29 protein-coding genes are annotated in these 25332 nt (G+C 56.8%); 6 read left to right on the top strand and 23 right to left on the bottom strand.

Annotated elements, in window-relative coordinates; genetic code table 11:
• The first annotated feature begins 79 nt into the window (after nucleotides 1–79).
• On the top strand, nucleotides 80–1951 hold the full coding sequence (locus tag SCD_RS02970; protein ID WP_009206606.1) for a GGDEF domain-containing protein: 1872 nt from the start codon (nucleotides 80–82) through the stop codon (nucleotides 1949–1951).
• On the opposite strand, the gene tatC is transcribed toward SCD_RS02970, so the two are convergent.
• The 23 genes from tatC to SCD_RS02855 all read right to left on the bottom strand — a co-directional run bounded on the left by tatC (nucleotide 1948) and on the right by SCD_RS02855 (nucleotide 17192).
• Complete coding sequence (tatC, locus tag SCD_RS02965) at nucleotides 1948–2703, bottom strand: twin-arginine translocase subunit TatC (RefSeq protein WP_051338831.1); 756 nt, start codon at nucleotides 2701–2703, stop codon at nucleotides 1948–1950. The genes SCD_RS02970 and tatC overlap by 4 nt on opposite strands.
• Nucleotides 2704–2762: 59 nt before the next feature.
• Nucleotides 2763–3206 carry a Sec-independent protein translocase protein TatB gene (tatB, locus tag SCD_RS02960; protein WP_009206608.1) on the bottom strand — a complete coding sequence of 148 codons (444 nt, stop codon included), beginning with the start codon at nucleotides 3204–3206 and terminating at the stop codon, nucleotides 2763–2765.
• Nucleotides 3207–3212: 6 nt separating this feature from the next.
• Nucleotides 3213–3434 carry a Sec-independent protein translocase subunit TatA gene (tatA, locus tag SCD_RS02955; protein WP_009206609.1) on the bottom strand — a complete coding sequence of 74 codons (222 nt, stop codon included), beginning with the start codon at nucleotides 3432–3434 and terminating at the stop codon, nucleotides 3213–3215.
• Nucleotides 3435–3452: 18 nt separating this feature from the next.
• Complete coding sequence (locus SCD_RS02950; protein WP_009206610.1) at nucleotides 3453–3788, bottom strand: histidine triad nucleotide-binding protein; 336 nt, start codon at nucleotides 3786–3788, stop codon at nucleotides 3453–3455.
• On the bottom strand, nucleotides 3785–4105 hold the full coding sequence (locus tag SCD_RS02945) for a phosphoribosyl-ATP diphosphatase (protein ID WP_009206611.1): 321 nt from the start codon (nucleotides 4103–4105) through the stop codon (nucleotides 3785–3787). The genes SCD_RS02950 and SCD_RS02945 overlap by 4 nt, the downstream gene beginning before the upstream one ends.
• Nucleotides 4102–4497, bottom strand: coding sequence for a phosphoribosyl-AMP cyclohydrolase (gene hisI, locus SCD_RS02940; protein WP_009206612.1), 396 nt, complete (start codon nucleotides 4495–4497; stop codon nucleotides 4102–4104). The genes SCD_RS02945 and hisI overlap by 4 nt, the downstream gene beginning before the upstream one ends.
• Nucleotides 4494–5267 carry an imidazole glycerol phosphate synthase subunit HisF gene (gene hisF / locus SCD_RS02935; RefSeq protein ID WP_009206613.1) on the bottom strand — a complete coding sequence of 258 codons (774 nt, stop codon included), beginning with the start codon at nucleotides 5265–5267 and terminating at the stop codon, nucleotides 4494–4496. Before hisF ends, hisI begins: the two co-directional genes overlap by 4 nt.
• Complete coding sequence (gene hisA / locus SCD_RS02930) at nucleotides 5267–6013, bottom strand: 1-(5-phosphoribosyl)-5-[(5-phosphoribosylamino)methylideneamino]imidazole-4-carboxamide isomerase (protein ID WP_009206614.1); 747 nt, start codon at nucleotides 6011–6013, stop codon at nucleotides 5267–5269. Before hisA ends, hisF begins: the two co-directional genes overlap by 1 nt.
• 37 nt (nucleotides 6014–6050) lie before the next feature.
• Nucleotides 6051–6707 carry an imidazole glycerol phosphate synthase subunit HisH gene (hisH, locus tag SCD_RS02925; protein WP_009206615.1) on the bottom strand — a complete coding sequence of 219 codons (657 nt, stop codon included), beginning with the start codon at nucleotides 6705–6707 and terminating at the stop codon, nucleotides 6051–6053.
• Nucleotides 6708–6712: 5 nt separating this feature from the next.
• Nucleotides 6713–7300: an imidazoleglycerol-phosphate dehydratase HisB gene (hisB, locus tag SCD_RS02920; protein WP_041673300.1), complete on the bottom strand. Its 588-nt coding sequence runs from the start codon at nucleotides 7298–7300 to the stop codon at nucleotides 6713–6715.
• A 79-nt stretch (nucleotides 7301–7379) separates the two neighbouring features.
• Entirely contained in the window at nucleotides 7380–8441 is a 1062-nt protein-coding gene (gene hisC, locus SCD_RS02915) for a histidinol-phosphate transaminase (protein ID WP_009206617.1), read from the bottom strand.
• Between the two features lie 14 nt (nucleotides 8442–8455).
• Nucleotides 8456–9754 carry a histidinol dehydrogenase gene (hisD, locus tag SCD_RS02910; protein WP_009206618.1) on the bottom strand — a complete coding sequence of 433 codons (1299 nt, stop codon included), beginning with the start codon at nucleotides 9752–9754 and terminating at the stop codon, nucleotides 8456–8458.
• A 39-nt stretch (nucleotides 9755–9793) separates the two neighbouring features.
• A complete protein-coding gene (hisG, locus tag SCD_RS02905) occupies nucleotides 9794–10447 on the bottom strand; it encodes an ATP phosphoribosyltransferase (RefSeq protein WP_009206619.1) in 654 nt (217 codons plus the stop codon).
• A 133-nt stretch (nucleotides 10448–10580) separates the two neighbouring features.
• Nucleotides 10581–11834 carry a UDP-N-acetylglucosamine 1-carboxyvinyltransferase gene (gene murA, locus SCD_RS02900; protein ID WP_009206620.1) on the bottom strand — a complete coding sequence of 418 codons (1254 nt, stop codon included), beginning with the start codon at nucleotides 11832–11834 and terminating at the stop codon, nucleotides 10581–10583.
• 3 nt (nucleotides 11835–11837) lie between these two features.
• Nucleotides 11838–12161, bottom strand: coding sequence for a Grx4 family monothiol glutaredoxin (gene grxD, locus SCD_RS02895; RefSeq protein ID WP_009206621.1), 324 nt, complete (start codon nucleotides 12159–12161; stop codon nucleotides 11838–11840).
• 17 nt (nucleotides 12162–12178) lie between these two features.
• Nucleotides 12179–12418, bottom strand: coding sequence for a BolA family protein (locus tag SCD_RS02890; protein ID WP_009206622.1), 240 nt, complete (start codon nucleotides 12416–12418; stop codon nucleotides 12179–12181).
• A gap of 1 nt (nucleotide 12419) precedes the next feature.
• Nucleotides 12420–13175, bottom strand: coding sequence for an ABC transporter permease (locus SCD_RS02885; RefSeq protein ID WP_009206623.1), 756 nt, complete (start codon nucleotides 13173–13175; stop codon nucleotides 12420–12422).
• A complete protein-coding gene (locus SCD_RS02880; protein WP_009206624.1) occupies nucleotides 13172–14089 on the bottom strand; it encodes an ABC transporter ATP-binding protein in 918 nt (305 codons plus the stop codon). Before SCD_RS02880 ends, SCD_RS02885 begins: the two co-directional genes overlap by 4 nt.
• Nucleotides 14090–14105: 16 nt before the next feature.
• The gene (locus tag SCD_RS02875; RefSeq protein ID WP_041673299.1) at nucleotides 14106–14396 is read right to left on the bottom strand and encodes an STAS domain-containing protein; all 291 of its coding nucleotides are present in this window, start codon (nucleotides 14394–14396) and stop codon (nucleotides 14106–14108) included.
• 29 nt (nucleotides 14397–14425) lie between these two features.
• Entirely contained in the window at nucleotides 14426–15058 is a 633-nt protein-coding gene (locus SCD_RS02870) for an MlaC/ttg2D family ABC transporter substrate-binding protein (RefSeq protein ID WP_009206626.1), read from the bottom strand.
• A 17-nt stretch (nucleotides 15059–15075) separates the two neighbouring features.
• Nucleotides 15076–15585, bottom strand: coding sequence for an outer membrane lipid asymmetry maintenance protein MlaD (gene mlaD / locus SCD_RS02865; RefSeq protein ID WP_009206627.1), 510 nt, complete (start codon nucleotides 15583–15585; stop codon nucleotides 15076–15078).
• Nucleotides 15586–15589: 4 nt separating this feature from the next.
• Entirely contained in the window at nucleotides 15590–16387 is a 798-nt protein-coding gene (gene mlaE / locus SCD_RS02860; RefSeq protein WP_009206628.1) for a lipid asymmetry maintenance ABC transporter permease subunit MlaE, read from the bottom strand.
• Nucleotides 16377–17192 carry an ABC transporter ATP-binding protein gene (locus tag SCD_RS02855; protein WP_009206629.1) on the bottom strand — a complete coding sequence of 272 codons (816 nt, stop codon included), beginning with the start codon at nucleotides 17190–17192 and terminating at the stop codon, nucleotides 16377–16379. The genes mlaE and SCD_RS02855 overlap by 11 nt, the downstream gene beginning before the upstream one ends.
• Before the next feature lie 369 nt (nucleotides 17193–17561).
• On the opposite strand from SCD_RS02855, the gene SCD_RS02850 reads away from it, so the two are divergent.
• The 5 genes from SCD_RS02850 to SCD_RS02830 all read left to right on the top strand — a co-directional run bounded on the left by SCD_RS02850 (nucleotide 17562) and on the right by SCD_RS02830 (nucleotide 25322).
• A complete protein-coding gene (locus SCD_RS02850) occupies nucleotides 17562–18962 on the top strand; it encodes an AAA family ATPase (RefSeq protein ID WP_009206631.1) in 1401 nt (466 codons plus the stop codon).
• Nucleotides 18963–19048: 86 nt separating this feature from the next.
• The gene (mshL, locus tag SCD_RS02845; RefSeq protein ID WP_051338766.1) at nucleotides 19049–20875 is read left to right on the top strand and encodes a pilus (MSHA type) biogenesis protein MshL; all 1827 of its coding nucleotides are present in this window, start codon (nucleotides 19049–19051) and stop codon (nucleotides 20873–20875) included.
• Nucleotides 20872–22374, top strand: coding sequence for a tetratricopeptide repeat protein (locus tag SCD_RS02840; protein ID WP_009206633.1), 1503 nt, complete (start codon nucleotides 20872–20874; stop codon nucleotides 22372–22374). Before mshL ends, SCD_RS02840 begins: the two co-directional genes overlap by 4 nt.
• Nucleotides 22375–22376: 2 nt before the next feature.
• Complete coding sequence (locus SCD_RS02835) at nucleotides 22377–24107, top strand: GspE/PulE family protein (RefSeq protein ID WP_009206634.1); 1731 nt, start codon at nucleotides 22377–22379, stop codon at nucleotides 24105–24107.
• A 9-nt stretch (nucleotides 24108–24116) separates the two neighbouring features.
• Nucleotides 24117–25322, top strand: a complete 1206-nt coding sequence (locus tag SCD_RS02830) for a type II secretion system F family protein (protein ID WP_009206635.1) — start codon at nucleotides 24117–24119, stop codon at nucleotides 25320–25322.
• The last annotated feature ends 10 nt before the right edge of the window (nucleotides 25323–25332 follow it).

Genomic DNA, 25332 nt, shown 5'->3' with positions numbered 1-25332 from the left:
AAATGCGGGTAACCCCTTGCAGAGCATAGGGGAAAACCCTATTATCCATGGGATTCCAAGTCGCAACAGACTCTCACCCATGACCCTCAACACCAAGACTCTGCTATTTTTCTCTGCTCTGATGGGATTTTTGGTGCTGCTTCTAGCCGCTATCAGCCTTTATTCCTTCCGCCAGTTCTCCCTCTACACAGCCGAACACCACGCCCGCTCTGTGGCAGAAACCATCAAAGTGGGCCTGACCGAAAGCATGGTCAACGGCACTATCGGCAAGCGCTCGGAATTTCTGGATCGTCTGGCTGATGTGCCGGGAGTGCAGAATGTGCGCATGATGCGCGGGCCAGCAGTAGTCAAGCAGTTCGGCCCAGGCCTCGCTCAGGATCACCAGGCTGACGGAATTGAAAGCCAGGTGATCAGCCGCGGCGAAGCACGCTTCGACGTGCTGGAAAAGGAAGGGGGCTCAATCTTCCGCGCCATCATCCCCTACATCGCCACTGGCCATGGCACCCCCAACTGCCTGCAATGCCACACCGTCAGCAACGGCACTGTACTCGGCGCAATCTCTATTGACATCCCCCTGACCGACGTTAAGCGGCAAGCCATCACCGCCACCGCAATGGTCAGCCTGTCTGTATTCCTGGCCGCCTTGCTGACACTACTGGTTCTACGCTGGCAGCTTCGCCCGCTGGTAGAAACTGCAGGCGCCGTGAAGACTGTCGTCACCCAGGCAATTGGCGGAGCCTTCCACGGACGTATCAAGCAACGCGGTTCCGACGAGATTGGCGTAATCACCGGTCAACTCAATCAGCTGATGGAATTCCTGGAGGAGGGAATAGGCACCATCGGCCGGCGCGTGAGCGAATTAATGGGCCATCATCACCGACCACTCAACGTCGGCAATCAGCTGGTCACCACCACTGAAATGGTGGAGGGATTAGTGGAAGTTTCCCGATACAAGCAAGCTATCGAGGAGGACCAGACCAAGCTGGAAGTCTATCAGCGCTTGGTCAATGTGTTGAACGACAAATACGATTTTCACCAATTTTCCATCTACGAAGTGGCCGCTAGCAAAAACCGCATGGCGCCGGTTGCAGTCGATGGCGAAATCAATGCGCCATGCCGCTGGTGCGACTCACAAATCCTGATCGACGCCAATTCATGCCGAGTAAAGCGCACCGGCCACGAAGCCAATGGCATAGACTCCCCCGGCATTTGCACCATGTTCCGGGATGAAGGCGAAGGGGAAAAACATCTTCATCTATGTATGCCGATTACCCAGTCTGGTACGGTAGGCTGTGTAGTTCAGATCGTGGTGAGCCTCGAAGAAGCGCCGTTAGCGAAATTCATGATCCCATTTATCGCCGTATACCTGCGGGAAACCGCACCAGTGCTCGAAGCAAAGCGACTGATGGAGCACCTGCGCGAAAGCTCCCTGCGCGACGCCATGACCGGCCTCTATAACAGGCGATTCCTGGAGGAATACACCGCCACCCTGGTCGCCACCAGTCAGCGACGGCAAAGTCCTTTCTCGGTACTCATGCTGGATCTGGACTACTTCAAAAAGGTCAATGATACCTTCGGCCACGAAGCCGGCGATAAGGTTCTCAAAACTCTTGCCGAAACCCTGGTCAAGAGCGTCCGCACGTCCGACATGGTGATACGCTACGGCGGGGAGGAGTTTCTCATCGTATTGCTGGACACCAGCGGAGAAATCGCGATGAATGTCGCTGAAAAGATCCGCGCAAAAGTCGAGGAAACCAAGATCTCGCTACCGGGCATGATACTGCAGAAAACCATTTCCATCGGTGTGTCGGAATTTCCGTCCGACACGGATACTTTCTGGCAAGTGGTCAAGTTCGCTGATGTCGCGCTCTACGAGGCCAAGAGCCAGGGCCGCAACCGCGTAATCCGTTTCATTCCCTCGATGTGGACGACAGAAACGGGCAAATCCTAGTCCCGCGTTTCGCCCTGCTTCTGCTCTATCGTATCAAGTTCGCGCTCCATTTCCTCATCACTCAGCGGCTGGTAACCCGGCTCAGGCTCAGCAGCCTTTTTCACCATCATCGAGGCGATCACAATACCCAGTTCGTACAGCAACCATAACGGCACCGCCAGCATGATCTGGGATACCACATCGGGCGGAGTAAAAATGGCGCCGATCACGAAGGCCCCGACAACTACATAGGGACGGATCTCGCGCAGCTTCTCGACGCTGACCATGCCCATCCTCACCAGCACCACCACCACTACCGGCACCTCGAAAGTGATGCCGAAGGCCACAAACAGGGTCAGGACAAAATCCAGGTACTTGTTGATATCGGTCATCACGGCCACGCCCTGCGGCGCGACCGAAGTAACAAAACCGAATACCACCGGGAACACCAGGAAATAAGCGAAAGCCATACCGCACAGGAACAGGAAAGTGCTCGCCGCCACCAGCGGTGCGATCAGCCGTCTCTCATGGGCATACAGACCAGGGGTAATGAAAGCCCATATCTGGTAAAGCACATAGGGCAGGGCTATCATGAAGGCGGTCATCATTGCCACCTTCATCGGTACAAAAAACGGCGTAGTAACGTCTGTAGCGATCATCTGACCGCCCTTGGGCAGCACGACAAGCAGAGGGTGCGCCAGCAGGGCGTAAAGATCGCTTGCGAAAGGGAACAGGCAAATGAACACCAATCCCACCGCGATCAGTGCGCGCATCAATCGGCTGCGCAGCTCAATCAAATGGGAAAAAAACGATTCGGAAGTTTCTGGTGTTATCACTTCGATGAAGCCTCAGCTTGGTGGGGCCGCGCCGAATCCAGACCCAACTCAAGCTGCGCCGATTCGACTGCGGGAGGTTCTGCGGATGGCAGGGACTGCGGCATTCCGGGATTTTCCGCAGCCTCGGTCTCCTGTGACGGCGTATCAGCCGGTGTGGCCAGTTCGGCCGCGCCCCTGAATTCCTGCTCGACGTGCCGGGTTTCCTCGATAATCACATGCTCGGCAGTCGAAGCCTTGGCGCGTAGATCGGCTTCGATTTTGCGCAACTCTTCCAGCTTGAGCTGGTTATTGATGTCGGCCTTGACCTCGGAAACATAACGCTGCGCCCGACCGAACAGCAGACCCGCGGTACGAGCCACTTTCGGCATACGCTCCGGACCGATGACAATCAGTGCTACGACACCAATCACCATCAGCTCGAAAAAACTAAAGTCAAACATGGCGAATTACGATACGGTCTTGTTCTTGACTTCGCCTTCGATGGTTTGGCCGGTCTGCTGCGCCGATGCATCGATCTTCGACGTCTTTTCCTCTTCCTTGACAGCTTCCTTGAAGCTTTTTACCGCGCCGCCCAAATCGCTGCCTACGTTCCGCAACTTCTTGGTGCCGAAGATCACCAGCACGATCACCAGTACGATCAGCCAATGCCAGATACTGAATGAGCCCATTTCCTTCTCCTCTAGTAGTTATACGTGCGACAGCTTGCCGCCGCCGATGACATGGACGTGCAGGTGAAACACCACCTGACCGCCGCCCTTGCCGGTGTTAATGACCGTCTTGAATCCGTCGTTGAGTCCCTGTTCTTTCGCCAGCACCGGTACCAGCAAGAGGATACGGCCAAGCAGCAATTCATGCCGGGCATGACAGCTCTCCAGCGAGTCGATGTGCTCTTTCGGCACGATCATGAAATGAACCGGCGCTACGGGGTTGACGTCATGGAAAGCGATAAGTTCACCGTCCTCGTATACCTTGCGGCTAGGAATTTCGCCCGCCGCGATTTTGCAGAAGATGCAGTCGCTCATTGCTCGCTCCTCGCTGCCTTTTCGGCAAGACCGGACAACCCCTCGCGTCTCGCCAACTCGTCGAGCACTTCTTCCGGGCGCACTCCCTGGCTAGCCAGCATCACCATACAATGAAACCACAAATCAGCGGTTTCGTACACGATCTGCTGACGGTCGCCATTCTTCGCCGCCACAATGGTTTCTGTAGCTTCTTCACCAATTTTCTTCAGTATAGTGTCCAGCCCCTTGGCGTAAAGTTTGGCCACGTAGGAGCTAGTCGAATCAGCCTGCTTTCGGGCTTCCAGAGTATCTGCCAGCCGACTGAGTATATCGCTCATTTCTTGTAGATCTCCGCCGGGTCTTTCAGAATCGGCTCCACCACCAGCCAGTTACCCTTTTCCAGTTTCTGAAAGAAACAGTGGTTGCGACCGGTATGGCAGGCGATTCCGCCAATCTGCTCGACCTTGAGGAGCACCACGTCCTCATCGCAGTCGAGGCGAATCTCTTTGACCTTCTGCACATGGCCGGATTCCTCGCCTTTGTGCCACAGCTTCTTGCGCGAGCGCGACCAGTACACCGCCTCGCCACTCTCCGACGTGAGTTTGAGGGCTTCACGATTCATCCAGGCAAACATCAGCACCGTCCCGTTCGTCGCATCCTGGGCGATAACCGGTACCAGACCATCATCCGTCCACTTCACCTTGTTCAGCCAGATATCTTTTGCGCTCATAGTCTCACTTCAATGCCGTGTTGCGCCATATAGCGCTTTGCTTGCTCGACGGAATATTCGCCATAATGGAAAATGCTGGCTGCCAGCACTGCATCGGCGTGCCCTTTGAGCACCCCATCCACCAGATGATCCAAGTTGCCGACGCCGCCGCTGGCAATCACCGGGATACCGACTGCATCCGCCACCGCGCGGGTCAGATCGAGATTGAAACCGATCTTGGTGCCGTCGCGGTCCATGCTGGTCAGCAGGATCTCGCCGGCACCCATTTGTTCCATCTTCTCTGCCCATGCCACCGCATCCAGCCCGGTGTCCTTGCGTCCGCCGTGGGTAAACACGTGCCAGCGCAGCGGCTCGCCCGCGGCAGATACCTGTTTGGCGTCGATTGCCACCACGATACACTGCGAGCCGAAACGTGACGAGGCATCTGCAACCAGTTGTGGATTGGTCACCGCGGCGGTGTTGATGCCAACCTTGTCAGCACCGGCATTGAGCAACCGCCGTACGTCGTCAACGGCACGTACACCGCCGCCCACGGTGAGCGGAATGAACACCTGCGCCGCCACTTCCTCGATGATATGCAAAATTAGCCCACGGTTATCGCTGCTCGCGGTGATGTCGAGAAAGGTCAGTTCGTCGGCGCCCTGCTCGTCGTAGCGACGCGCGATCTCGACCGGATCACCGGCATCGCGCAGCGCCACGAAATTAACCCCCTTGACAACGCGACCGTCGGTCACGTCGAGGCAGGGAATAATGCGCTTGGCCAAACCCATCAGGCCGTTCCGCCCAGTTCATCCGCCAACTTCTGCGCCTCGGCGAAGTTGAGCGTACCCTCATAAATCGCTCGACCGGTAATTGCACCCATGATGCCCTCGGCTTCAACTGTGCAAAGATTCTTCACATCGTCCAAATTGGTAATGCCCCCGCTGGCGATAACCGGAATGGTCAGCGCTCGCGCCAGATTTACCGTCGCTTCGATATTCACCCCGGAAAGCATCCCATCGCGGCCAATGTCGGTATACACGATCGCTTCCACGCCATAACCCTCGAATTTCTTGGCCAGGTCAATAACGTCATGCCCGGTCACCTTCGACCAGCCATCCACCGCTACCTTGCTATCCTTGGCGTCAAGACCGACAATGATCTGACCAGGAAAAGCGTAGCAGGCCTCATGTAGAAAACCCGGGTTCTTCACCGCAGCAGTGCCGATAATGACGTAGCTGATACCGTTATCCAGATAGCGCTCTATAGTTTCGAGATCACGGATTCCACCACCCAGTTGTACTGGAATGTCTGTACCCACCGCGTCTACGATGGCCCGAATGGCACTGCCATTGACCGGTTTGCCGGCAAAAGCACCGTTCAGATCAACCAGGTGGAGCCGGCGTGCGCCGGCATCCAGCCAGTGCCTGGCCATCGCACCCGGGTCTTCGGAAAAGACGGTCGCCTCCTCCATCAACCCCTGTTTCAAACGCACGCAGTGCCCGTCTTTCAAGTCAATTGCAGGAATAATTAGCATGATGGTTGCAGCAGTAGAATGACATTAAAAAATTGGTTCAGATCGAATTAGGCGCTGTTCCGTCCCATTCCGCGAAATTAGCCAGCAGTTTGAGTCCCGCAGCTTGGCTTTTTTCCGGATGAAACTGAACGGCAAAAATATTGTTGCGCGCCACGGCGCAGGCGAAGGCGAAGGGGTAGTGAGTAAACGCCGCCACCAGTTCCGGATTGCCCGCCTCGACGTAATAACTGTGCACGAAATAAAATCTCGCACCGTTGGCAATTCCATTCCACAAGGGGTGAGCCACGGCCTGATGCACCTCGTTCCAGCCGATATGCGGCACCTTGAGGCGCTGACCCTGGGTGTCGTGCATCGCCTCGCGCGGAAACAGCCTGACCTTGCCGGGCAATACGTCCAAACCGGCGACATTGCCTTCCTCACTGAATTCGAACAGCGCCTGCATACCTAGGCAGATTCCGAGGAAAGGCTTGGTCTGTGCCGCCTCGACCAGCACCTGACGCAGGCCACGAACCTCCAATTCACGCATGCAGTCCGGCATCGCGCCGACGCCGGGAAACACGACTCGATCAGCTTGTGCAATCTCGCCAGCCTCGCTGGTCACAACGATGCGCGCATCAGGAGCAACATGCTCCAGCGCTTTCGCCACCGAACGCAGGTTGCCCATACCGTAATCCACTACCGCGATGCTGCCCATGATGTTTATAGGCTACCCTTGGTCGAAGGCATGGCGCCGCCGAGGCGCGAGTCAACCTCCACCGCCATGCGTAGCGCACGGCCGAAGGCCTTGAAGATGGTTTCCACCTGATGGTGTGAGTTTTTGCCGCGCACATTGTCGATATGCAGAGTCACCCCGGCGTGATTGACAAAGCCCTGAAAAAACTCCGACACCAGGTCGACATCGAATTCGCCAATCATACCGCGCGTGAACTCCACCGCGAACACCAGGCCAGGACGCCCGGACAGATCGATCACCACGCGCGACAGCGCCTCGTCGAGCGGCACGTAGGCATGGCCGTAACGACAGATGCCCTTCTTGTCGCCAACCGCCTTGGCAAAGGCCTGGCCCAGGGTTATGCCGATATCTTCGACAGTGTGATGGGCATCGATGTGCAGATCGCCCTTGGCGGAAATATCCAGATCAACCAGGCCATGCCGCGCGATCTGATCGAGCATGTGGTCGAGGAAAGGCACGCCACTGGCGAGCTTGGCCACACCGGACCCATCCAGATTGAGGGATACGCTGACTTGGGTTTCCAGGGTATTGCGGGTAACTTGAGAGGTGCGCATTGGGTCGTCGGTCGAAGTTTTTCTCATTCTAACTCAGCATGGCAAGCGGGCAAAGCGGGCAGAAGCGATATCCTGCATTCTAGGCCAGAATTTCTCTAAGCGCACTGACCAACGCCTCGCACTGCGCATCCGTTCCAACCGTGATGCGCAGGAAGGGCGAGATGCGCGGTGGATTCTTGAAATGGCGCACGATAATACTGCGCTCGCGCAATTTGGCGGCAAGTTCGGCGCCTTCATGCTGGTCGTGGCGGGCGAAGACGAAATTGGCAGTCGACGGCAACACCTCGAAGCCCAGCGCTTCGAGATCGGCCACCATCTTGGTACGAGTGGCGATTACCTTGCGACAAGTGTTTTCGAAATAAGCTCGATCCTCGATCGCGGCGGTAGCCCCGGCAATGGCAAAGCGATCCAGCGGATAGGAGTTGAAGCTGTCCTTCACTCGTCCCAACGCCTCGATCAGGTCGGCATGGCCGATCGCATAACCGACGCGCAATCCCGCCAGTGAACGGGATTTCGACAGAGTATGAATGACCAGCAGGTTGGGATAGCGATCCACCAGGCCGACCGCTGATTCTGCACCGAAATCCACGTAAGCCTCGTCGACCACCACCACTGACCCGGTGTTCGCGCACAGTAAGCGCTCAATCTCGGCCAGTGCCAGCGGTCGACCGGTGGGCGCGTTCGGGTTGGGAAAAATGATGCCGCCATTCGGTGTGAAATAGTCGTCAACCTGAATCTCGAAAGACTCGGTCAGCGGCAGCTGCCGGTAAGCGATGCCGTACAGACCGCAATACACCGGATAGAAACTGTAGGTAATATCAGGAAACAGCACCGGCGCATCATGCTTGAGCAGCGCCAGGAAAACATGCGCCAGCACCTCATCGGAACCGTTGCCGACGAACACCTGGGACATCTTCACATGGTAGAAACCGGCAACGGCTTCCTTCAGTCGGTCACTATTGGGGTCGGGATAAAGCCGCAGACTGTCGCCCACCTCGCCTCGCAACGCCTCCAGCGCCTTGGGACTCGGCCCATAGGGATTCTCGTTGGTATTCAGTTTGACCAGATTGGGCAGCTTAGGCTGCTCACCCGGCACATAAGGGGTCAGCTCATGAACGATGCTGCTCCAGTAACGGCTCACGTCAGCTCCGTAAATCAGCGCAGACGGTATCCGGCCGAACGGGCATGCGCTTGCAGACCCTCACCCTCAGCCAGCACCATCGAAATCTTGCCCAACACCTGCGCCCCAGCCTCGGACACCATGATCAGGCTGCTGCGCTTCTGGAAGTCGTAGACGCCCAAGGGCGAGGAAAAGCGCGCTGTACGCGAAGTCGGCAGGACATGATTAGGGCCGGCACAATAATCGCCCAGCGCCTCGCAGGTCTGGCGTCCCATGAAGATGGCGCCGGCGTGTTTGATCTTTTTCGCCATCGTGACCGGATCCTCGATGGAAAGCTCAAGGTGCTCGGGCGAAATGTAATTCGCGATTTCGGCCGCCTCGTCCAGATCCTTTACCTGGATCAGCGCACCGCGTGATTCCAGTGCGGTACGAATGATTTCCTGGCGCGGCATTTGCGGCAGCAGTTTTTCGATGCTGGCCTGCACCGCGTCGATAAAAGCAGCGTCGGTAGCCAGCAAAATAGACTGTGCCAGCTCGTCATGCTCGGCTTGGGAAAACAGGTCCATCGCTATCCAGTCCGGGTCGGTCTTGCCGTCGCAGATCACCAGGATCTCGGAAGGCCCGGCCACCATGTCGATGCCGACAACGCCGAACACGCGACGCTTGGCTGCAGCCACATAAGCATTGCCGGGGCCGACGATCTTATCTACCTGCGGCACGGTCTGCGTACCATAAGCCAGAGCGCCCACCGCCTGCGCCCCGCCGATGGTGAACACCCGATCCACACCGCACACCGCAGCAGCAGCCAGCACCAACTCGTTGACCAAGCCACCCGGAGTCGGCACCACCATAATCAGTTCCTTCACCCCAGCTACCTTGGCGGGAATCGCGTTCATCAGCACTGATGAAGGATAGGCTGCCTTACCGCCGGGCACATACAGGCCGACCCGGTCGAGCGCCGTCACCTGCTGGCCGAGCATGGTGCCATCAGCCTCGGTGTAATTCCACGACTGCATCAATTGTTTTTCATGGTAGACCCGCACCCGCTCTGCAGCCTGTTGCAACGCCTCGCGCTGCGCGGCGGGCAAATTATCGAGCGCCTGCTTGAGTCGGGGCTGCGACAGTTCCAGTTCGGTAGCAGAAGCCGCATCCAGCTGGTCGAAACGCTTCGTGTACTCCAGCACGGCGGCATCACCTCGCGCCTTGACGTCGTGCAGAATGCCCGCGACCACGTTGTCGATGGACTCGTCCTGCGCGCCCTCGAAGGCCAGCAGATCGGTCAGCCTGGCCTGAAAGTCAGGCTGCGAAGTGGAATAGCGTTTGATGTTTAGCATGATGATTTAAGGATAATGGAATGGCAGAATTTTAGTGAATCAAGGCGATGTATTGGCGACGGTCTCGGCAAAAATATCAAGAATAGGCTGAATCTGCTCACGCTTGAGCTTCAGCGCCGCCTGATTGACCACCAGTCGCGAGCTGATCTGCATGATTTCCTCCACCGCCACCAAATGGTTGGCCTTGAGCGTGCCGCCACTGCTCACCAGGTCGACAATGGCATCGGCCAACCCGACCAGCGGCGCCAGTTCCATCGAACCGTAAAGCTTGATCAGATCAACGTGCACGCCCTTCTTGGCGAAATGCTCGCGTGCGGTTTGCAGATATTTGGTGGCGACGCGCAGGCGTGCGCCCTGACGCACCGCGTTTTCATAATCGAAGCCTTCCGGTACCGCCACCATCATGCGGCAACGCGCGATCTGCAAGTCCAACGGCTGGTACAGGCCGTTGCCACCGTGCTCGTTGAGCACATCCTTGCCGGCAATGCCCATGTCGGCTGCACCGTATTGCACGTAGGTCGGCACGTCGGAGGCGCGCACCACAATCAGGCGCACCTCGGGACGATTGGTTTCCAGAATCAGCTTGCGCGAGGTTTCCGGATCGTCGAGCGGAATAATCCCTGCCGCTTTCAACAGCGGCGCGGTTTCTTCGAATATGCGGCCCTTGGAAAGGGCGATGGTAATGCCAGTCACGTCGAATATCTCACTTGCTAATCAAAGCTGATTTTACCGCAGAGGACGCGGAGGACGCAGAGGTTTTTAGGACCTTCTTTGCCGAGCTTTGCCTTTCCTCCGCGCCCCCTGTGTCCTCCGCGGTGAAAAACAATTAATGCACCCGTTTGATCCGCGCCCCGAGCTGAGACAGCTTCTCCTCGATGCACTCGTAGCCACGGTCGATGTGGTAAATCCGTTCCACGCTGGTTTCGCCCTGGGCGATCAGGCCGGCCACGACCAAGCTCGCCGAGGCGCGCAGGTCGGTCGCCATCACGATGGCGCCACTTAAAGTGGACACACCCCGCACCACCGCGGTATTACCCTCGGTTTCGATGTTCGCACCCAAGCGCTGCAATTCCTGCACGTGCATGAAACGGTTTTCAAAAATGGTTTCGGTAACGGTGGCCGCACCATCCGCCACCGCATTCAGCGCCATGAACTGCGCCTGCATGTCGGTGGGGAAAGCCGGATACGGGGCGGTGCGTACATTCACGGATTTAAGTGGTCCGTCCATTTCCAGGCTGATAGTATCCGCTCCGCATTCGATACGGGCGCCGGCCTCGCGCAGCTTTTCCAGCACGGCATCGAGGATGTCAGGCCGCACATCCTTGAGCAGTACTTTGCCACCAGTGGCCGCTACCGCCACCAGAAAAGTTCCGGCTTCAATGCGATCGGGCATGACCCGGTAGTCAGCCCCGTGCAGACGATCTACGCCATGTACGGTGATCACATCGCTGCCAGCATTCTCGATTTTTGCTCCCATGGCGATCAGGCAGTTCGCCAGATCCACCACTTCCGGCTCGCGTGCAGCATTTTCCAGCACAGTGGTGCCTTCAGCCAGCGTCGCCGCCATCATCAGGTTTTCCGTGCCGGTAACGGTGACGGTATCCATGAAAATCCGCGCGCCCTTGAGACGCTCCGCGCGCGCCAGGATGTAGCCGTGCTCGATCTCGATTTCCGCACCCATCGCCTGCAGGCCCTTGATATGCAGATCGACCGGTCGTGATCCGATTGCACAGCCACCCGGCAGGGATACCCGTGCCTGCCCACAGCGGGCCAGCATCGGCCCCAGCACCAGAATAGAGGCGCGCATGGTTTTTACCAACTCGTAGGGAGCCGCCAGATTGTGCAGCTTGCGCGCAACAATCTCCACCCCCATGCGGTCGTTGACCGACACTTCCGCCCCCATCTGGTTAAGCAGTTCGAGCATGGTCGTGACATCGCGCAAATGAGGCACATTGCCGATGTGGAGCGGCTCTTCCGTCAGCAATGCGGCGCAGAGAATCGGCAGGGCCGCATTTTTGGCACCGGAAATACGAATTTCCCCGGACAGGGGAATCCCGCCCTGTATGACCAGCTTGTCCATGAGTTAAGCCTTAGCGCTTTCCACTAGCTTCTGCATCTCACCCTTTTCGTACAGATCTTTCATGATATCGGACCCGCCAATCAGCTCCCCTTTGATATAGAGCTGAGGGAAAGTCGGCCAATTAGCATAATACTTCAGATTTTCATAGGCTTCCGCGTCAGCCAGTACATTGACCGAAACATATTCGGTCACGCCGCAGGCCTTCAGAACCTGGGCTGCAAGCCCGGAAAACCCGCACTGCGGGAACTGCGGGGTGCCCTTCATGTAAAGCACGATCGGGTTCTCTGTCACGGTTTTACGAATGTTGTTCAATGCGTTCTGATCCATATCCACTCCAATAAATATTAAATTTGCTTCGCCCACTCTTCGGGGCTAAAAGTCTTCATCGATAACGCATGAACTTCTTCATGCATCCTGTCGCCCAGCGCCTTGTAGACAAGCTGGTGCTGCTGCACCATCCCCTTGCCCTCAAAAGCGGGACTGACGATCACCGCCTCAAAATGACGACCATCGCCTTGTACCTCTATATGGGTACACTCCAGGCCTTGTTCAATATATGTTTTAACGTTTTCAGGTGTGGGCATGTCAATTCCGTAATTTATAACCGCTCTTGAGTAGAGCCAAAGTCGCTAATGATAATGCCAAAAAGCAGGTGCCGACAATCAATAACCCCAATTCAGGAGAAACATCCGAGACACCGAAGAAGCCATAACGAAACCCGTCGATCAGATAGAAAAACGGGTTGTAATGCGACAATGCCTGCCAGAAAGGCGGCAGAGAGTGGATCGAGTAGAACACCCCGGACAGGAAAGTCAGCGGCATGATAATGAAATTTTGCACCGCCGCCATCTGATCGTAACCGCTCGCCCATAGCGCCGTAATAATGCCCATCGCCCCCAGCATGGCGCAACCCGCCAGCGCGAATGCCATCATCCACAGGGGATGAGCCAGTGTCACCGGCGTAAACCACAATCCGGCCAGCCCCACCCCGATGCCAACCACCAGACCCCGCACGATGGCAGCAGCCACGTAGGCGGCAAAAAATTCCCAGTAGGCCAGCGGCGGCAGCAACAGGAACACGACATTGCCTGACATTTTCGACTGAATCAGGCTGGAAGAGCTGTTGGCGAAAGCGTTCTGCAGCATGGACATCATCACCAACCCCGGAACCAGGAAGGCGGTATAACCGACACCAGGATAAACCTGGACATGAGATTCCATTACATGGGAAAAAATCAGCAGGTAGAGCAATGTTGTCACCAACGGCGACAATATGGTCTGCAGGCCGACCTTCCAGAAACGCAGCAGCTCCTTGTAAAAAAGCGTCCACAGGCCAATCATCTTGCGGCTTCCTTGCCAGCTTGGCCCATGATCCGCAAAAACACCTCCTCCAGATCAGGCTTCGACACCTCGAGCACATCCACCACCACGCTTGCCTCACGCAGGGTTGCCAACACGGCCTCCAGCCCACTGTAGTCATTCAGCACCAGATTAAAGCAACCCGCTTTCTCTGCGGCCAGCAGCGGTCGCAACACGTCTGGCAACCGGTTCGGATTGAGCTTGAGTCTAACCTGGACTGCAGCATGGGCGCTGAGCAGGTTATGCGTAGTGTCGAGCGCGATGACCTGCCCCTGCTTCAGCATGGCGATACGACTGCACAGGGTTTCCGCCTCTTCCAGGTAATGAGTGGTGAGCACGATGGTGTGACCGTCGCGGTTCAAACGCCGGATAAACTCCCACAAATTCTGGCGCAGTTCCACGTCCACCCCAGCCGTCGGTTCGTCGAGCACGATCACCGGCGGCTTGTGCACCAGTGCCTGAGCCACCAGCACACGCCGTTTCATGCCGCCGGACAGCAGGCGGGTATAGATGTCTGCCTTGTCAGTCAGACCCAGGTTGTGGAGCAATTCATCAATCCAGGCATCGTTTTTGCGCAGGCCAAAATAGCCGGACTGAAAGCGCAGCATTTCACGCACGGTAAAGAAGGCATCGTAAACCAGTTCCTGAGGCACCACGCCAAGGGCGCGCCGCGCATCACGGTAGTCGACTACCACGTCGTGGCCCATCACCCGGCCGCAGCCTTGCGTAGCACGGGAAAGCCCGGCCAGGATGTTGATCAGCGTGGTTTTCCCGGCGCCGTTGGGGCCGAGCAAGGCAAAAAACTCGCCCCGCTCCACCGTCAGATCGACGCCGCGCAAAGCATGCAGGCTGCCGAAGCGCTTGTGCACTTCGCGAATTTCAATCGCGGGGATCACGGTGGATAAAGGCGGGTCAGCCAGCCTCGGCCGGCTGGATCAAATCGAGTACGCTGTACAGGGTCGCCAAGCTCTTCAGATTATCGGGAAGGTGGGTGAAACTAAGCTTGCGTTGATTGCGCTGGGCCTCGCGCAACCACTCCAGCACCAGGCTGACCGCCGAGGAGTCCACTTCCTCCAGTTGCGACAGATCCACCACCAGGCCATCACGGACGAACAGCTTCAAGCCCTCCGTCAATACCGTATGGGCGTTATCGATTGTGATCCGACCCTGAATCCTGAAATTGTCGCCGTCCGGTACGATCATGTCCACGCCGTATCCATTCACAGACCGATTCAGCCCTTGGCGCCCGAAGTTTCGGCCACGCGATTCTTGTCGACCAGAACCTTGATCAGTCCATCGATGCCGGACTGACGAATCTCGCTGGCAAAAGAGCCACGGTAATTGGTCACCAGACTGATATTGTCTACCACGACATCGTAGACTTTCCAGCCGTCCGCATTTTTCTGCAAACCATAGTCGATGGGAATGGGCAGTCCGCCAGGCTGGTTGACCATGGTTCTTACCGTCACATCGGTGTCACCGGCCAGCATCCTTACCGGCTTGTAGTCAATGGTCTGGTTTTTGTAAGTACTCAGCGAAATAGAATATGTCCGTACCAGCAAGGAGCGGAACTCCTTGATCAGCGAGTCCTGCTGTGCCGGCGTGGCCTGACGCCAGTATTTTCCCACTGCGAGTTGGGTCATGCGCTTGAAATCAAAATGGGGCAGCACCTTGGCATCGACCAGCGCGTAGATTTTTTGCCTGTTCCCTGCCTGGATGTCCTTATCCTTCTTGACGATCTCCAGGACATTCTGGGAGGTCTCCTTGATCAGCGCATCCGGCGCCATTTCCGCTGCGACCGCCGTTGCCATCGCAAAATAAAGCGCTGTTGCAAGAAACAAAACATGGCAAAACGATTTTTTCATCATGTGCTCCAAAATAGTTATTGTACTACGGCTTTTTTGTTGCCGCCTTGGGCTGTCTTTTTGTCACCGCCCTCATCATGCGCTTTGCTGAAAAGGAATTGACCGATCAACTGCTCCATCACCATCGCCGACTGGGTCAGTATAAAGTTATCGCCGTTTTTAAGATTTTTCTCATCCCCTCCGGCTTCCAGACCAATATACTGCTCGCCCAACAGACCGGAAGTCAGGATCGATGCGCTAGTATCCTTGGGAAACTGATAGTTTTTACTGAGGCGTATTTCCACAAGAGCCTGGAAGGTTTTATTGTCAAACTGGATATCCGACACCCGGCCGACCACCACACCGGAGCTTTTCACCGGCGCCTTGATTTTGAGTCCGCCGATGTTTTCAAATTCGCCGTACACCTTGTAAGTCTCAGACCCATCATAGCCGCTGAGGTTCCCCACCTTGAAAGCCAGAATCAGCAGCGCGATGAGGCCACCTACTACGAAGGCCCCCACCCACATATCCAGTGTCGTCCGTTCCATAAACCTACACTCCCCGAAACATGAATACCGTTAAAATAAAATCCAGGCCCAACACCACCAGCGCCGACGTCACCACGGTACGGGTAGTGGCATGCGATACGCCCTCCGCCGTGGGTGGGGCATCATAGCCCTCGAACAGCGCGATAGCGGTCACCGCGATACCGAACACGACGCTCTTGATCACCCCATTCACGATGTCTTGCCTGAAATCGACCGCCGCCTGCATCTGCGACCAGAACGACCCCTCGTCCACACCAATAAAAACCACCCCGACCAGGTAGCCGCCGAACACCCCGATAGCGGAAAACATCGCGGCCAGCAATGGCATGGAGATCACTCCGGCCCAGAAACGCGGCGCCACCACGCGGGAAATGGGATCGACCGCCATCATCTCCATCGCCGAGAGCTGCTCGGTCGCTTTCATCAGACCAATTTCGGCGGTGATGGCGGAGCCGGCACGACTGGCGAAAAGCAAAGCAGCCAGCACCGGCCCCAGTTCGCGCACCAGCGACAGCGCCACCAGCGAGCCCAGCGCCGACTCGGAACCGTACTTCTGCAGGGTTTCATAACCCTGCAGCCCCAGCACCATACCTACGAACAGGCCGGAAACCAGGATAATGATCAGCGACATCACCCCCGTGAAATAGATTTCGCGAATGGTCAGGTGGATGCGCCGAAAGCTCGCACCGGAACTGATCAAAGTCATCATGAAGAAACGACTTACGTATCCCAGACGCCACACACCATTGACCACGGTGGCCCCGATGCTACGCAAACCAAAACCGACTTTTCTATGCGGCATGTACGGACTCCAACAGCAAATCTTCCCGATAGGGTGGGCTGGGGTAATGAAAGGATACCGGTCCGTCGATCTCGCCCCACACGAACTGGTGCACGTACGGCAGCTTGCTCGCCTTGATGTCCTCAGCGGAACCTTCGGCGACAACCACGCCATCCGCCATGAAATACACGTAGTCCACAATCTTCAGGGATTCCTGGATGTCGTGAGTCACAATGATTGAAGTTGCCCCCAAGGCATCATTCAAATGCCGAATCAGGTTACCGATCACCGACAGCGAAATCGGGTCGAGACCGGCAAACGGCTCATCGTACATCATCAGCATCGGATCCAGGGCAATCGCCCGCGCCAGCGCAACACGGCGCGCCATTCCCCCGGATAGCTCGGATGGCAACAGCTTGTGCGCACCGCGCAGACCCACGGCATGGAGCTTCATCATGACCAGATCCCGGATCACGGTTTCAGGCAAATCGGTATGCTCGCGCATCTGAAAAGCCACATTCTCGTAAACTGAAAGGTCGGTAAACAGCGCCCCGAACTGGAACAGCATGCCCATCTTGCGGCGCATTATATATAGCGCTTCCTTATCCAGTCCGCCCACTTCTTTTCCCGCAACCTTGACACTGCCGGTTGTGGGCTTGAGCGCCCCGCCGATCAGGCGCAGCGTGGTGGTCTTGCCGCAGCCGGATAGCCCCATGATAGCGACAAGTTTGCCCCGGGGGATCTTCATATTGATCCCCTTCAAAATCGGCCGCTTGCCGTAGGTGAAGTTCAGATCGCTGATTTCAATCAGATTTTCAGCAGGCACGAGAATTTGTTCTTATATGCGAAGCACGTATTCTAAACCAGCTTGGTTCAGGCAACAATCAACCCCCATAATTTCAACAGATTCTTCAGTAGAAGCGGCCTTCCATTACAGATGCTCCCAGCCCACGCTGCCTATATAAAACAAGTGATTTGCCGATTTTTCCATCGACCGACATCATACCAACTCAATATCATTTCAGCCTCGCCATGCGCCCACAAGTCCTTCTGTTCCAGCGCCTCACCAAGCACTATGGATCAACTCTGATTCTGGGCAACCTCGACCCAGGAATAGTAGCGGCTAGGGATTTCCCCTATTCTGTAGTAATGGATTGTGGCACAATAATTCAATACCTTATCCGGCTCATTCTGAATGTATCTAGACCACTTCGGCCTTAACCAACCCCCCTTCAAGATCACTCCGAACACCGAGTTCTTCTATACTGGTGGCAACCGTGGAGCCATTCTGGACGCGCTGCTCTATGCCATCACCCATGGCGAAGGTATTGTCAAAGTCACCGGCGAGATCGGTAGCGGCAAAACCATGCTGTGCCGGATGCTGGAGAGCATGCTGCCGGACAACGTGGAAGCGATCTACCTGGCCAACCCCAGCCTGAACCGGGATGAGGTGTTCCACGCCATCGCTGGCGAACTGGGACTTGCCACCGAAGGCAAGCGCGGTGGCGAAATCATGCGCCTGATGCAAAATTGCCTGATCGAAAAACACGCCGCCAGCAAGCAGGTGGTACTGCTGGTCGAGGAGGCCCAAGCCATGCCCCTCGACACCCTGGAAGAAATCCGCCTGCTATCCAACCTGGAAACAGCCCACCACAAGCTGCTGCAAATCGTCCTGTTCGGCCAGCCCGAACTGGACGATCACCTCAACCTGCCTCAAATGCGTCAGCTCAAGGAACGCATCACCCACGGTTTCAAGGTACCGCCGCTCGACCACAAGGACATCCCGGAATACCTGATGTTCCGCATGCGTGCAGCCGGGTACCACGGGCCAAACGTCTTCAGTACCGGGGCCATCAAACTGATCACCTCCGCCTCGCAGGGCATCACCCGGCGCATCAACGTACTTGCCGACAAGGCGCTATTGGCGGCATTCTCGGAAAACACCCACAACATCCAGCCCAAGCACATCAAGGCCGCAATCAAGGACAGCGAATTTGCGCCGCCATCCCGAGCCGGGGTTCTAAAAAAGATCGGCATTGCTGCCACGCTGATCGGCGCTGGCATTGCGCTCAGCGCCGGCTGGCAGCATCTGGCCGGCGATCAACCCCGCCAACCCGAAAAAACAACAGCGGCGCCCACGCCACAGCCGGTTACAGCACTCACCGCCATGACAGCTCCTCCATCACCTGTCGCCGAGGAAAAACCAGCGCCAGCAAACGCCATTCCTTCAGCGCAACAGAATGCCGCACCGACTTCCACCACTCTGCTCCAACAGCGGCTTGAAGCCACCCAGGCCTGGCTTGCCGGCACTGAGGGCGGACAGTACACCGTGCAACTTATGCTGACCGATAGTGATGCCACCGCCAGGATGGAGCAGATTCTCGAAAAAATCAGTCGCGAGATTGACCTCGGACAGATATACATCTACCCCACCAGCATTACTGCCAAGCACCAATTTGGCATCACCCTGGGCAGTTTTTCCACACGCATAGAGGCACAGGCATCGATCGACAAACTCCCCCGCGACTACAAGGCAAACCGCCCAATGCTGCGAACGATTAAAGGCATCCAGGATGAAATGGCCAAACAAAAATAGCGCCGACAGCCCTTTATCAATAATTAGAATTAAATAACATTTATAACCTATTGATTGTTAAAACACAGAGTGGTAATCTTTCGCGCATGAAGAACACCTTGATCGCTTTTACCGGTAGCCTGCTTCTTGCCGCCTGCGGCACGCAGCCCATCACGCCCTCTGCTGGCCACATCAAGGATGAACCGCGCGCCGCCGGGAACATCCCGAAACCAGTGCAGCAGGCTGCGCCACTACCCCCGCCAAAACCCGCTACCAAGGCGGAAACCTATAGCGTCGTCGTAAACAATGTTCCGGTGCAGGAACTACTGTTCGCGCTGGCGCGGGACGCCAGAGTCAATGTCGACGTTCACCCCGGCATCGAGGGTAGCGTCACGCTCAACGCGCTCAACCAGACCCTGCCGCAGTTGCTCACCCGCATCGCCAAACAGGTGGATATGCGCTATGAACTGGATGGCCCTAACTTGGTCGTGATGCCGGACTCCCCGTTCCTGCGCAACTACAAGGTGGATTACCTCAACATGTCGCGGGATGCCACCAGCAACGTCAGCATTGCCACCCAGATTTCCACCACCGGCACTGGGGCTGGCGGCACAAGTAGCGGCACGGGCAACAACAACTCCACCACCTCCGTCACCAACAAATCCAACAACCGTTTCTGGGAAACCCTGGTCCAGAACATCAAGGATATTCTGCGGGAAACCGACAAAGTGCTGCCCGAAGGTTCTTCCGAAACCACTACTGAACAGGCCGGCAATCAGAGCACCTCCGGCACGGGCGCCGCCGCGACGGCGCGGCAGTCCGGCAGCCGCACCAATGCGGCACCGACCAATCTGGCCGGCAGTCCCAATCCAGCCACGCTGCTTACCGACAACACCACCGTAACACGGCGCACCACCTTCCGCGAGGCCGCTTCGGTCATCGCCAACCCGGAAAACGGTCTTCTCAGCGTGCGCGCCACCGGTCGCCAGCATGAAAAAATTCGGGAATTCATCGACCAGGTAATGACCAGCGCCAGGCGCCAGGTGCTGATCGAGGCGACGGTGGTCGAGGTCAAGCTTTCCGACCAGTATCAACAAGGCATCAACTGGTCCAGCCTGCGCAATGACAGTACCGGCTTCAACCTCACCCAAGGCCGGATCGGCACCCTGCCGTCGGGCGTGAATCCCGGTGTCTCACCCGGAATTTTCACGCTCGGCTACGCCAACCCGAACTCGGTCATCGGCAATATCGCCGCCACCATCCAGCTTCTGGAATCCTTCGGCAATGTCAAAGTACTGTCCAGCCCGAAGATCAGCGTACTGAACAATCAAACGGCTCTGCTCAAGGTGGTGGACAACAAGATCTATTTCACTATCAGCGTAACTCCTGCCACGTACAGTTTAGGCGTACTCACGGCACCGGCCGTTTATACCAGCACCGTCAATACCGTGCCGGTGGGCTTCGTGATGAGCGTCACCCCCCAGATCGACGATACCGACACGGTTACCCTCAACGTGAGGCCCACCATCTCCCGGGTCACCGGCTACATCAACGACCCCAGCCCGGCTCTCGCCGATGCAGGCGTGATCAGCCCGATTCCGGAAATCCAGACCCGCGAGATGGAATCCATCCTCAAGGTAAGCAGCGGCCAGGTAGCGGTAATGGGCGGACTGATGCAGGACTCCGTCGACAACCTCAAGGATGCCATTCCCGGTTTATCGAAAATCCCTTTGATCGGAAGCGCCTTTACCTACCGCAACGAAACCAGCACCAAGTCCGAACTGGTTATCTTCCTGCGCCCGATCGTCGTCAAGGAAGCGAGCCTGGACGGTGATTTCAAGGACTATCGCAATTTCCTGCCCAATAAGGACACGCTCAAGGATCCAGAGAACCTCCTGATCGAATCAGCCAAAGTGGGGGCTGCTCGACCATGAGCTTACTGATGGAGGCGCTGAAAAAGGCTGAGCGCGCCAAACAGGGGCAAACAGCTCCAAACACAGAGCACCCCGATAGTTCAGCGGAGACCCCGAAATCTGTCGCGGCACCAAGCCCGGAACTTTCTCTGCTTTCTCTGGAAGGAGCTGCAGGGCGCGTCGGCATTACAGGAAACAGCGATTCCCCCGCTGTTACCACCCCCTCAGAGCCACCCCCTTCCATACCGGATTTAACGCCTCTGTCTATCGAGGATCAGAACACTACGCCAACCCGTGTCGAACCAACCGTTTCCGCACTGGAACTCACCCTGTCAGAGACTCCGATCCCCAGAGGGGGACTCGCGAGTCCGGCCCCGATGGCAACACCGAGCGTTGAACCAGAGGCACAACCACAAGCAGCAACAAGTTCCAAATCCGGCGCCAGCATTCCACCAGTACACCCCGTCGAAGCCCCCCGCAAGGCCCAACCACAAGACATCAGGACTATCGCCGCGGCGCAGCAGAAAGCCAAAACAGTCTTCTCTGCCAAGCAACCCACCCGCAATCGGACCCTGCTGTTCACCGGAGCTGCCGTTGCGGTCGTGCTCGGACTGGTCGGCTTCGGGGTTTACTACTGGCAAATCACGTCCACCAGCACCATGCTCCTCCCTGCCAGCGCATCCCAACCGACCAGCGCCGCTGCGCCGGCCACCCCTGACGATGCAGCAGCGCCGCTGCAGCAACCAGGCATACCTGTCGCGTCAGCACAGAATTCTATCGACAACCCTACACTGAGCACGGCCGAAGGTCCCGCCCCCGTGTCGGCACAGGCCAGCCCTCCATCAACACCCACCGCATACGATCCAGCGCGAGCAGAAACTCGTAGTGGTTCAGAACCCTTCAAGGAAAATCCAGCCATCCGAATCCGGCAAAGCGCGGCTACCAGCCAGCTCAACCCGACTCTAGGCAAGGCCTACCAATCTTTCCTCGCCGGCGACATCGGAACAGCGCAGCAGCTATATCACAAGGTGCTGCAGCAGGAACCGAACAACCGCGATGCACTGCTGGGCATGGCGGCCATCGCACTGAAGCAGAAGCAATCCAGCCAGGCAGCAGCCTATTATGGCAAGCTGCTCGACCTCGACCCGGCTGACTCTGATGCGCTGGCAGGGCTGATTGGTCTGCAAGGGCAATCCGACCCGGCACAAAGCGAAAGCCGTTTAAAGAAAGCTCTGATACAAAACCCGCAGGCTGACGCGGCCCATTTTGCCCTGGGGAATCTGTACACCCAGCAGTCGCGCTGGGCAGAGGCCCAACAATCCTATTTCCGCGCCTACAGCAGCGCACCCGGCAACGCTGACTATGCCTTCAACCTCGCCGTCAGCCTCGATCATCTGAACCAGGGCAAGCTGGCGCTCGACTATTACCAGCGCGCCCTTGCTCTGCCCGGCCCGGCAAACTTCGACAGACCCTCAGTTCAGATTCGCATCAAGGAACTGCTGCAACCGGCAGGCAACTAGCCATGGCCGAACAACCGAAACTTCCCTTAGGCAAACTGCTGGTTCTGAAGGGCGTCATCAGCGACGACCAGTTACGCATTGCCCTGCTCGAGCAAAAGCATTCCAGCCTGCCGCTGGGAAAACTGCTCACCAATCTCGGCTTCGTCACGGAAGCCACGGTGCGCGAAGCGCTGAGCGAAAACCTGAATCAGCAGAGCGCGGATTTGTCCCACATGGTGGTGGACCCTTCCTCGCTCAAGCTCATTTCAAAGGACATCGCCAAGCGTTACCACGTCTTCCCGCTGGACTTCGACAAGCCAAGCCTCACGTTGAAGCTGGCGATGTCCGACACCAACAATATTGTCGCACTCGACCAGATCCGCGCCATGCTTGGCAAAGATGTCATCGTGACCCCGATACTCGCCGGCGATTCCGAAATCATGCGGGCGATCGACCAGTATTTCGGCTTCGAGTTATCGATTGACGGCATCCTGCACGAAATCGAAACCGGGGAAATCGATTACCAGAGCCTGCAAACCGTATCTGACGAATACAGCCAGCCGCTGGTCCGCCTGATCGATGCACTGCTCGCCGATGCGGTACAGCACGGCGCCTCCGACATCCACTTCGAGCCGGAACAGTTCTTTCTGCGCATTCGCTACCGCATCGACGGCGTGCTGCGCCAGATCCGCAGCCTGCACAAAACCTACTGGGCCGCCATGGCTGTGCGCCTCAAGGTGATGAGCAGTATGAATATCGCCGAAACGCGCGCCCCTCAGGATGGCCGTATTTCCATCACTTTTTCGGGACGACCGATCGATTTTCGCGTTTCTGCCCAGCCCACTGCGCATGGCGAAAACATCGTGCTGCGCATCCTCGACCGGCAAAAAGGCATCGTGGCGCTGGACAAACTCGGCCTGGAGGAAAATGAGCTGACACTGCTCAAGCTGATGCTGGCCCGGCCGGATGGAATCATCCTGGTGACCGGCCCGACCGGCAGCGGAAAAACCACCACGCTATATTCCATCCTGAATCACATCAATACCGAAAGCGTCAACATCATGACGCTGGAAGATCCGGTCGAATACCCGATGAACATGATCCGCCAGACCTCGGTCAATGAAGCGGCCAAGATGGATTTTGCCAACGGCATCCGGTCGATGATGCGACAGGATCCAGACGTCATCCTGATCGGCGAAATCCGCGATGCGGATACGGCAGAAATGGCTTTCCGCGCTGCCATGACCGGCCACCAGGTGTATTCCACCCTGCACACCAACTCGGCAATCGGGGCGATTCCGCGGCTGCTGGACATCGGTGTACTGCCCGACATTATCGCCGGGAATATTATCGGTATTGTCGCCCAGCGCCTGATGCGCAAACTCTGCCCCCACTGCAAGCAACCCTACCAGCCGGAAGTGATGGAAGGCCGTCTTCTCGGACTCGAAAAAGAAAAACTGAACATCACGATCTACCAGGCAACCGGGTGTGAACATTGCAACTACCAGGGCTACAAAGGACGTATCGCGATCATGGAACTGCTCAAACTGGACTCGGATCTGGATGAGCTGATTGCAAGGCGTGCGCCCGCCATCGAAGTCAGGGCCATGGCCTTGTCCAAAGGCTTCATCACCCTGGCCGAAGATGGCATCCGCCGTGTGCTGGATGGCTCCACCTCGCTCGAAGAAGTTGCACGCGTGGTGGATCTGACCGACAAGGTCAGAAGTTTCGCTCGCAATCGATCCAACTCATAAGATCATACGATGACCCAATTTGTTTACCAGGCCATGGATGTCGAAGGCAAACTCCTCCGCGGCAACATGGACGCCTCCAATCTCTCCGACCTGGAACTGCGCCTGAAGCGCATGGAACTGGATCTGATCGATTGCAAGGAGGTGGCGCGACAAACCCTGGCTTTGCGCAAACGTCAGGTAAAGCGCTCGGATCTGATCAACTTCTGTTTCTACATGGAACAACTCAGCGGCGCTGGTGTTCCGATGCTGGAAACTTTGGCCGACCTGCGCGACAGCCTCGATCATCCTCGCTTCCGCGAAATTGTCGCCGACCTGATCGAAAGCATCGAAGGCGGCCTGCAACTCTCACAGGCGATGGAAAAGCATCCTGACACCTTCGACTCGACTTTCATCAGTCTGATCGCGGCAGGCGAACACAGCGGCAAGATCGCCGAGGTATTCCTCAACCTGACCGAGACACTAAAATGGCAGGACGAGCTTGCCTCACAGACAAAAAAAATCCTGATGTACCCGGCTTTCGTTGGCACCATCGTGCTCGGCGTCACCTTCTTCCTGATGATTTACCTGGTGCCACAGCTCACCGGATTCATCAAGAACATGGGACAAGAGCTGCCATTTCATACCAAGGCGCTGATTTTCGTCTCCGGCATCTTCATTAATTACTGGTATATGATCATCGCCATTCCATTGCTGACAGGGGCAGGCCTTACCTTTTTGATCAGGACCAATCCGCGCGCACGCTACATGGCCGACGATTACTTGCTGCGGGTGTGGATGATCGGGCCTATCCTGCATAAAATCATCCTCGCCCGCTTCGCCACTTTTTTCGCGCTGATGTACGCATCAGGCGTCACCATTCTCGAATGCATCCGGTTGTCAGAACAGATCGTCGCCAACAAAGTCATCGAAGCTGGCCTGCATCGGGCTGGGTTGCTTATTTCTGAGGGGCAGAACGTCACTACCAGCTTTCAGAATGTAGGCATCTTTCCGCCCTTGGTCGTACGCATGCTCAAAGTAGGCGAAAGCACCGGCTCCCTGGATAAGGCGCTGCGCAATGTCAGCTATTTCTATAACCGCGAAGTCAAAGAATCGATCGAAAAAGTCCAGACCATGATCGAACCCATCATGACCGTCATTCTCGGTGCCATTCTGGGCTGGATCATGCTGTCTGTGCTCGGCCCGATTTACGATACCATCAGCAAGATCAAGGCCTGACGAGAATTCA

It is taken from the genome of Sulfuricella denitrificans skB26 (genome assembly GCF_000297055.2).
GTDB lineage: Bacteria > Pseudomonadota > Gammaproteobacteria > Burkholderiales > Sulfuricellaceae > Sulfuricella > Sulfuricella denitrificans.
The sequence above is the reverse complement of the archived record's forward strand: the minus strand, read 5'-3'. Positions and strand labels throughout refer to the sequence as shown.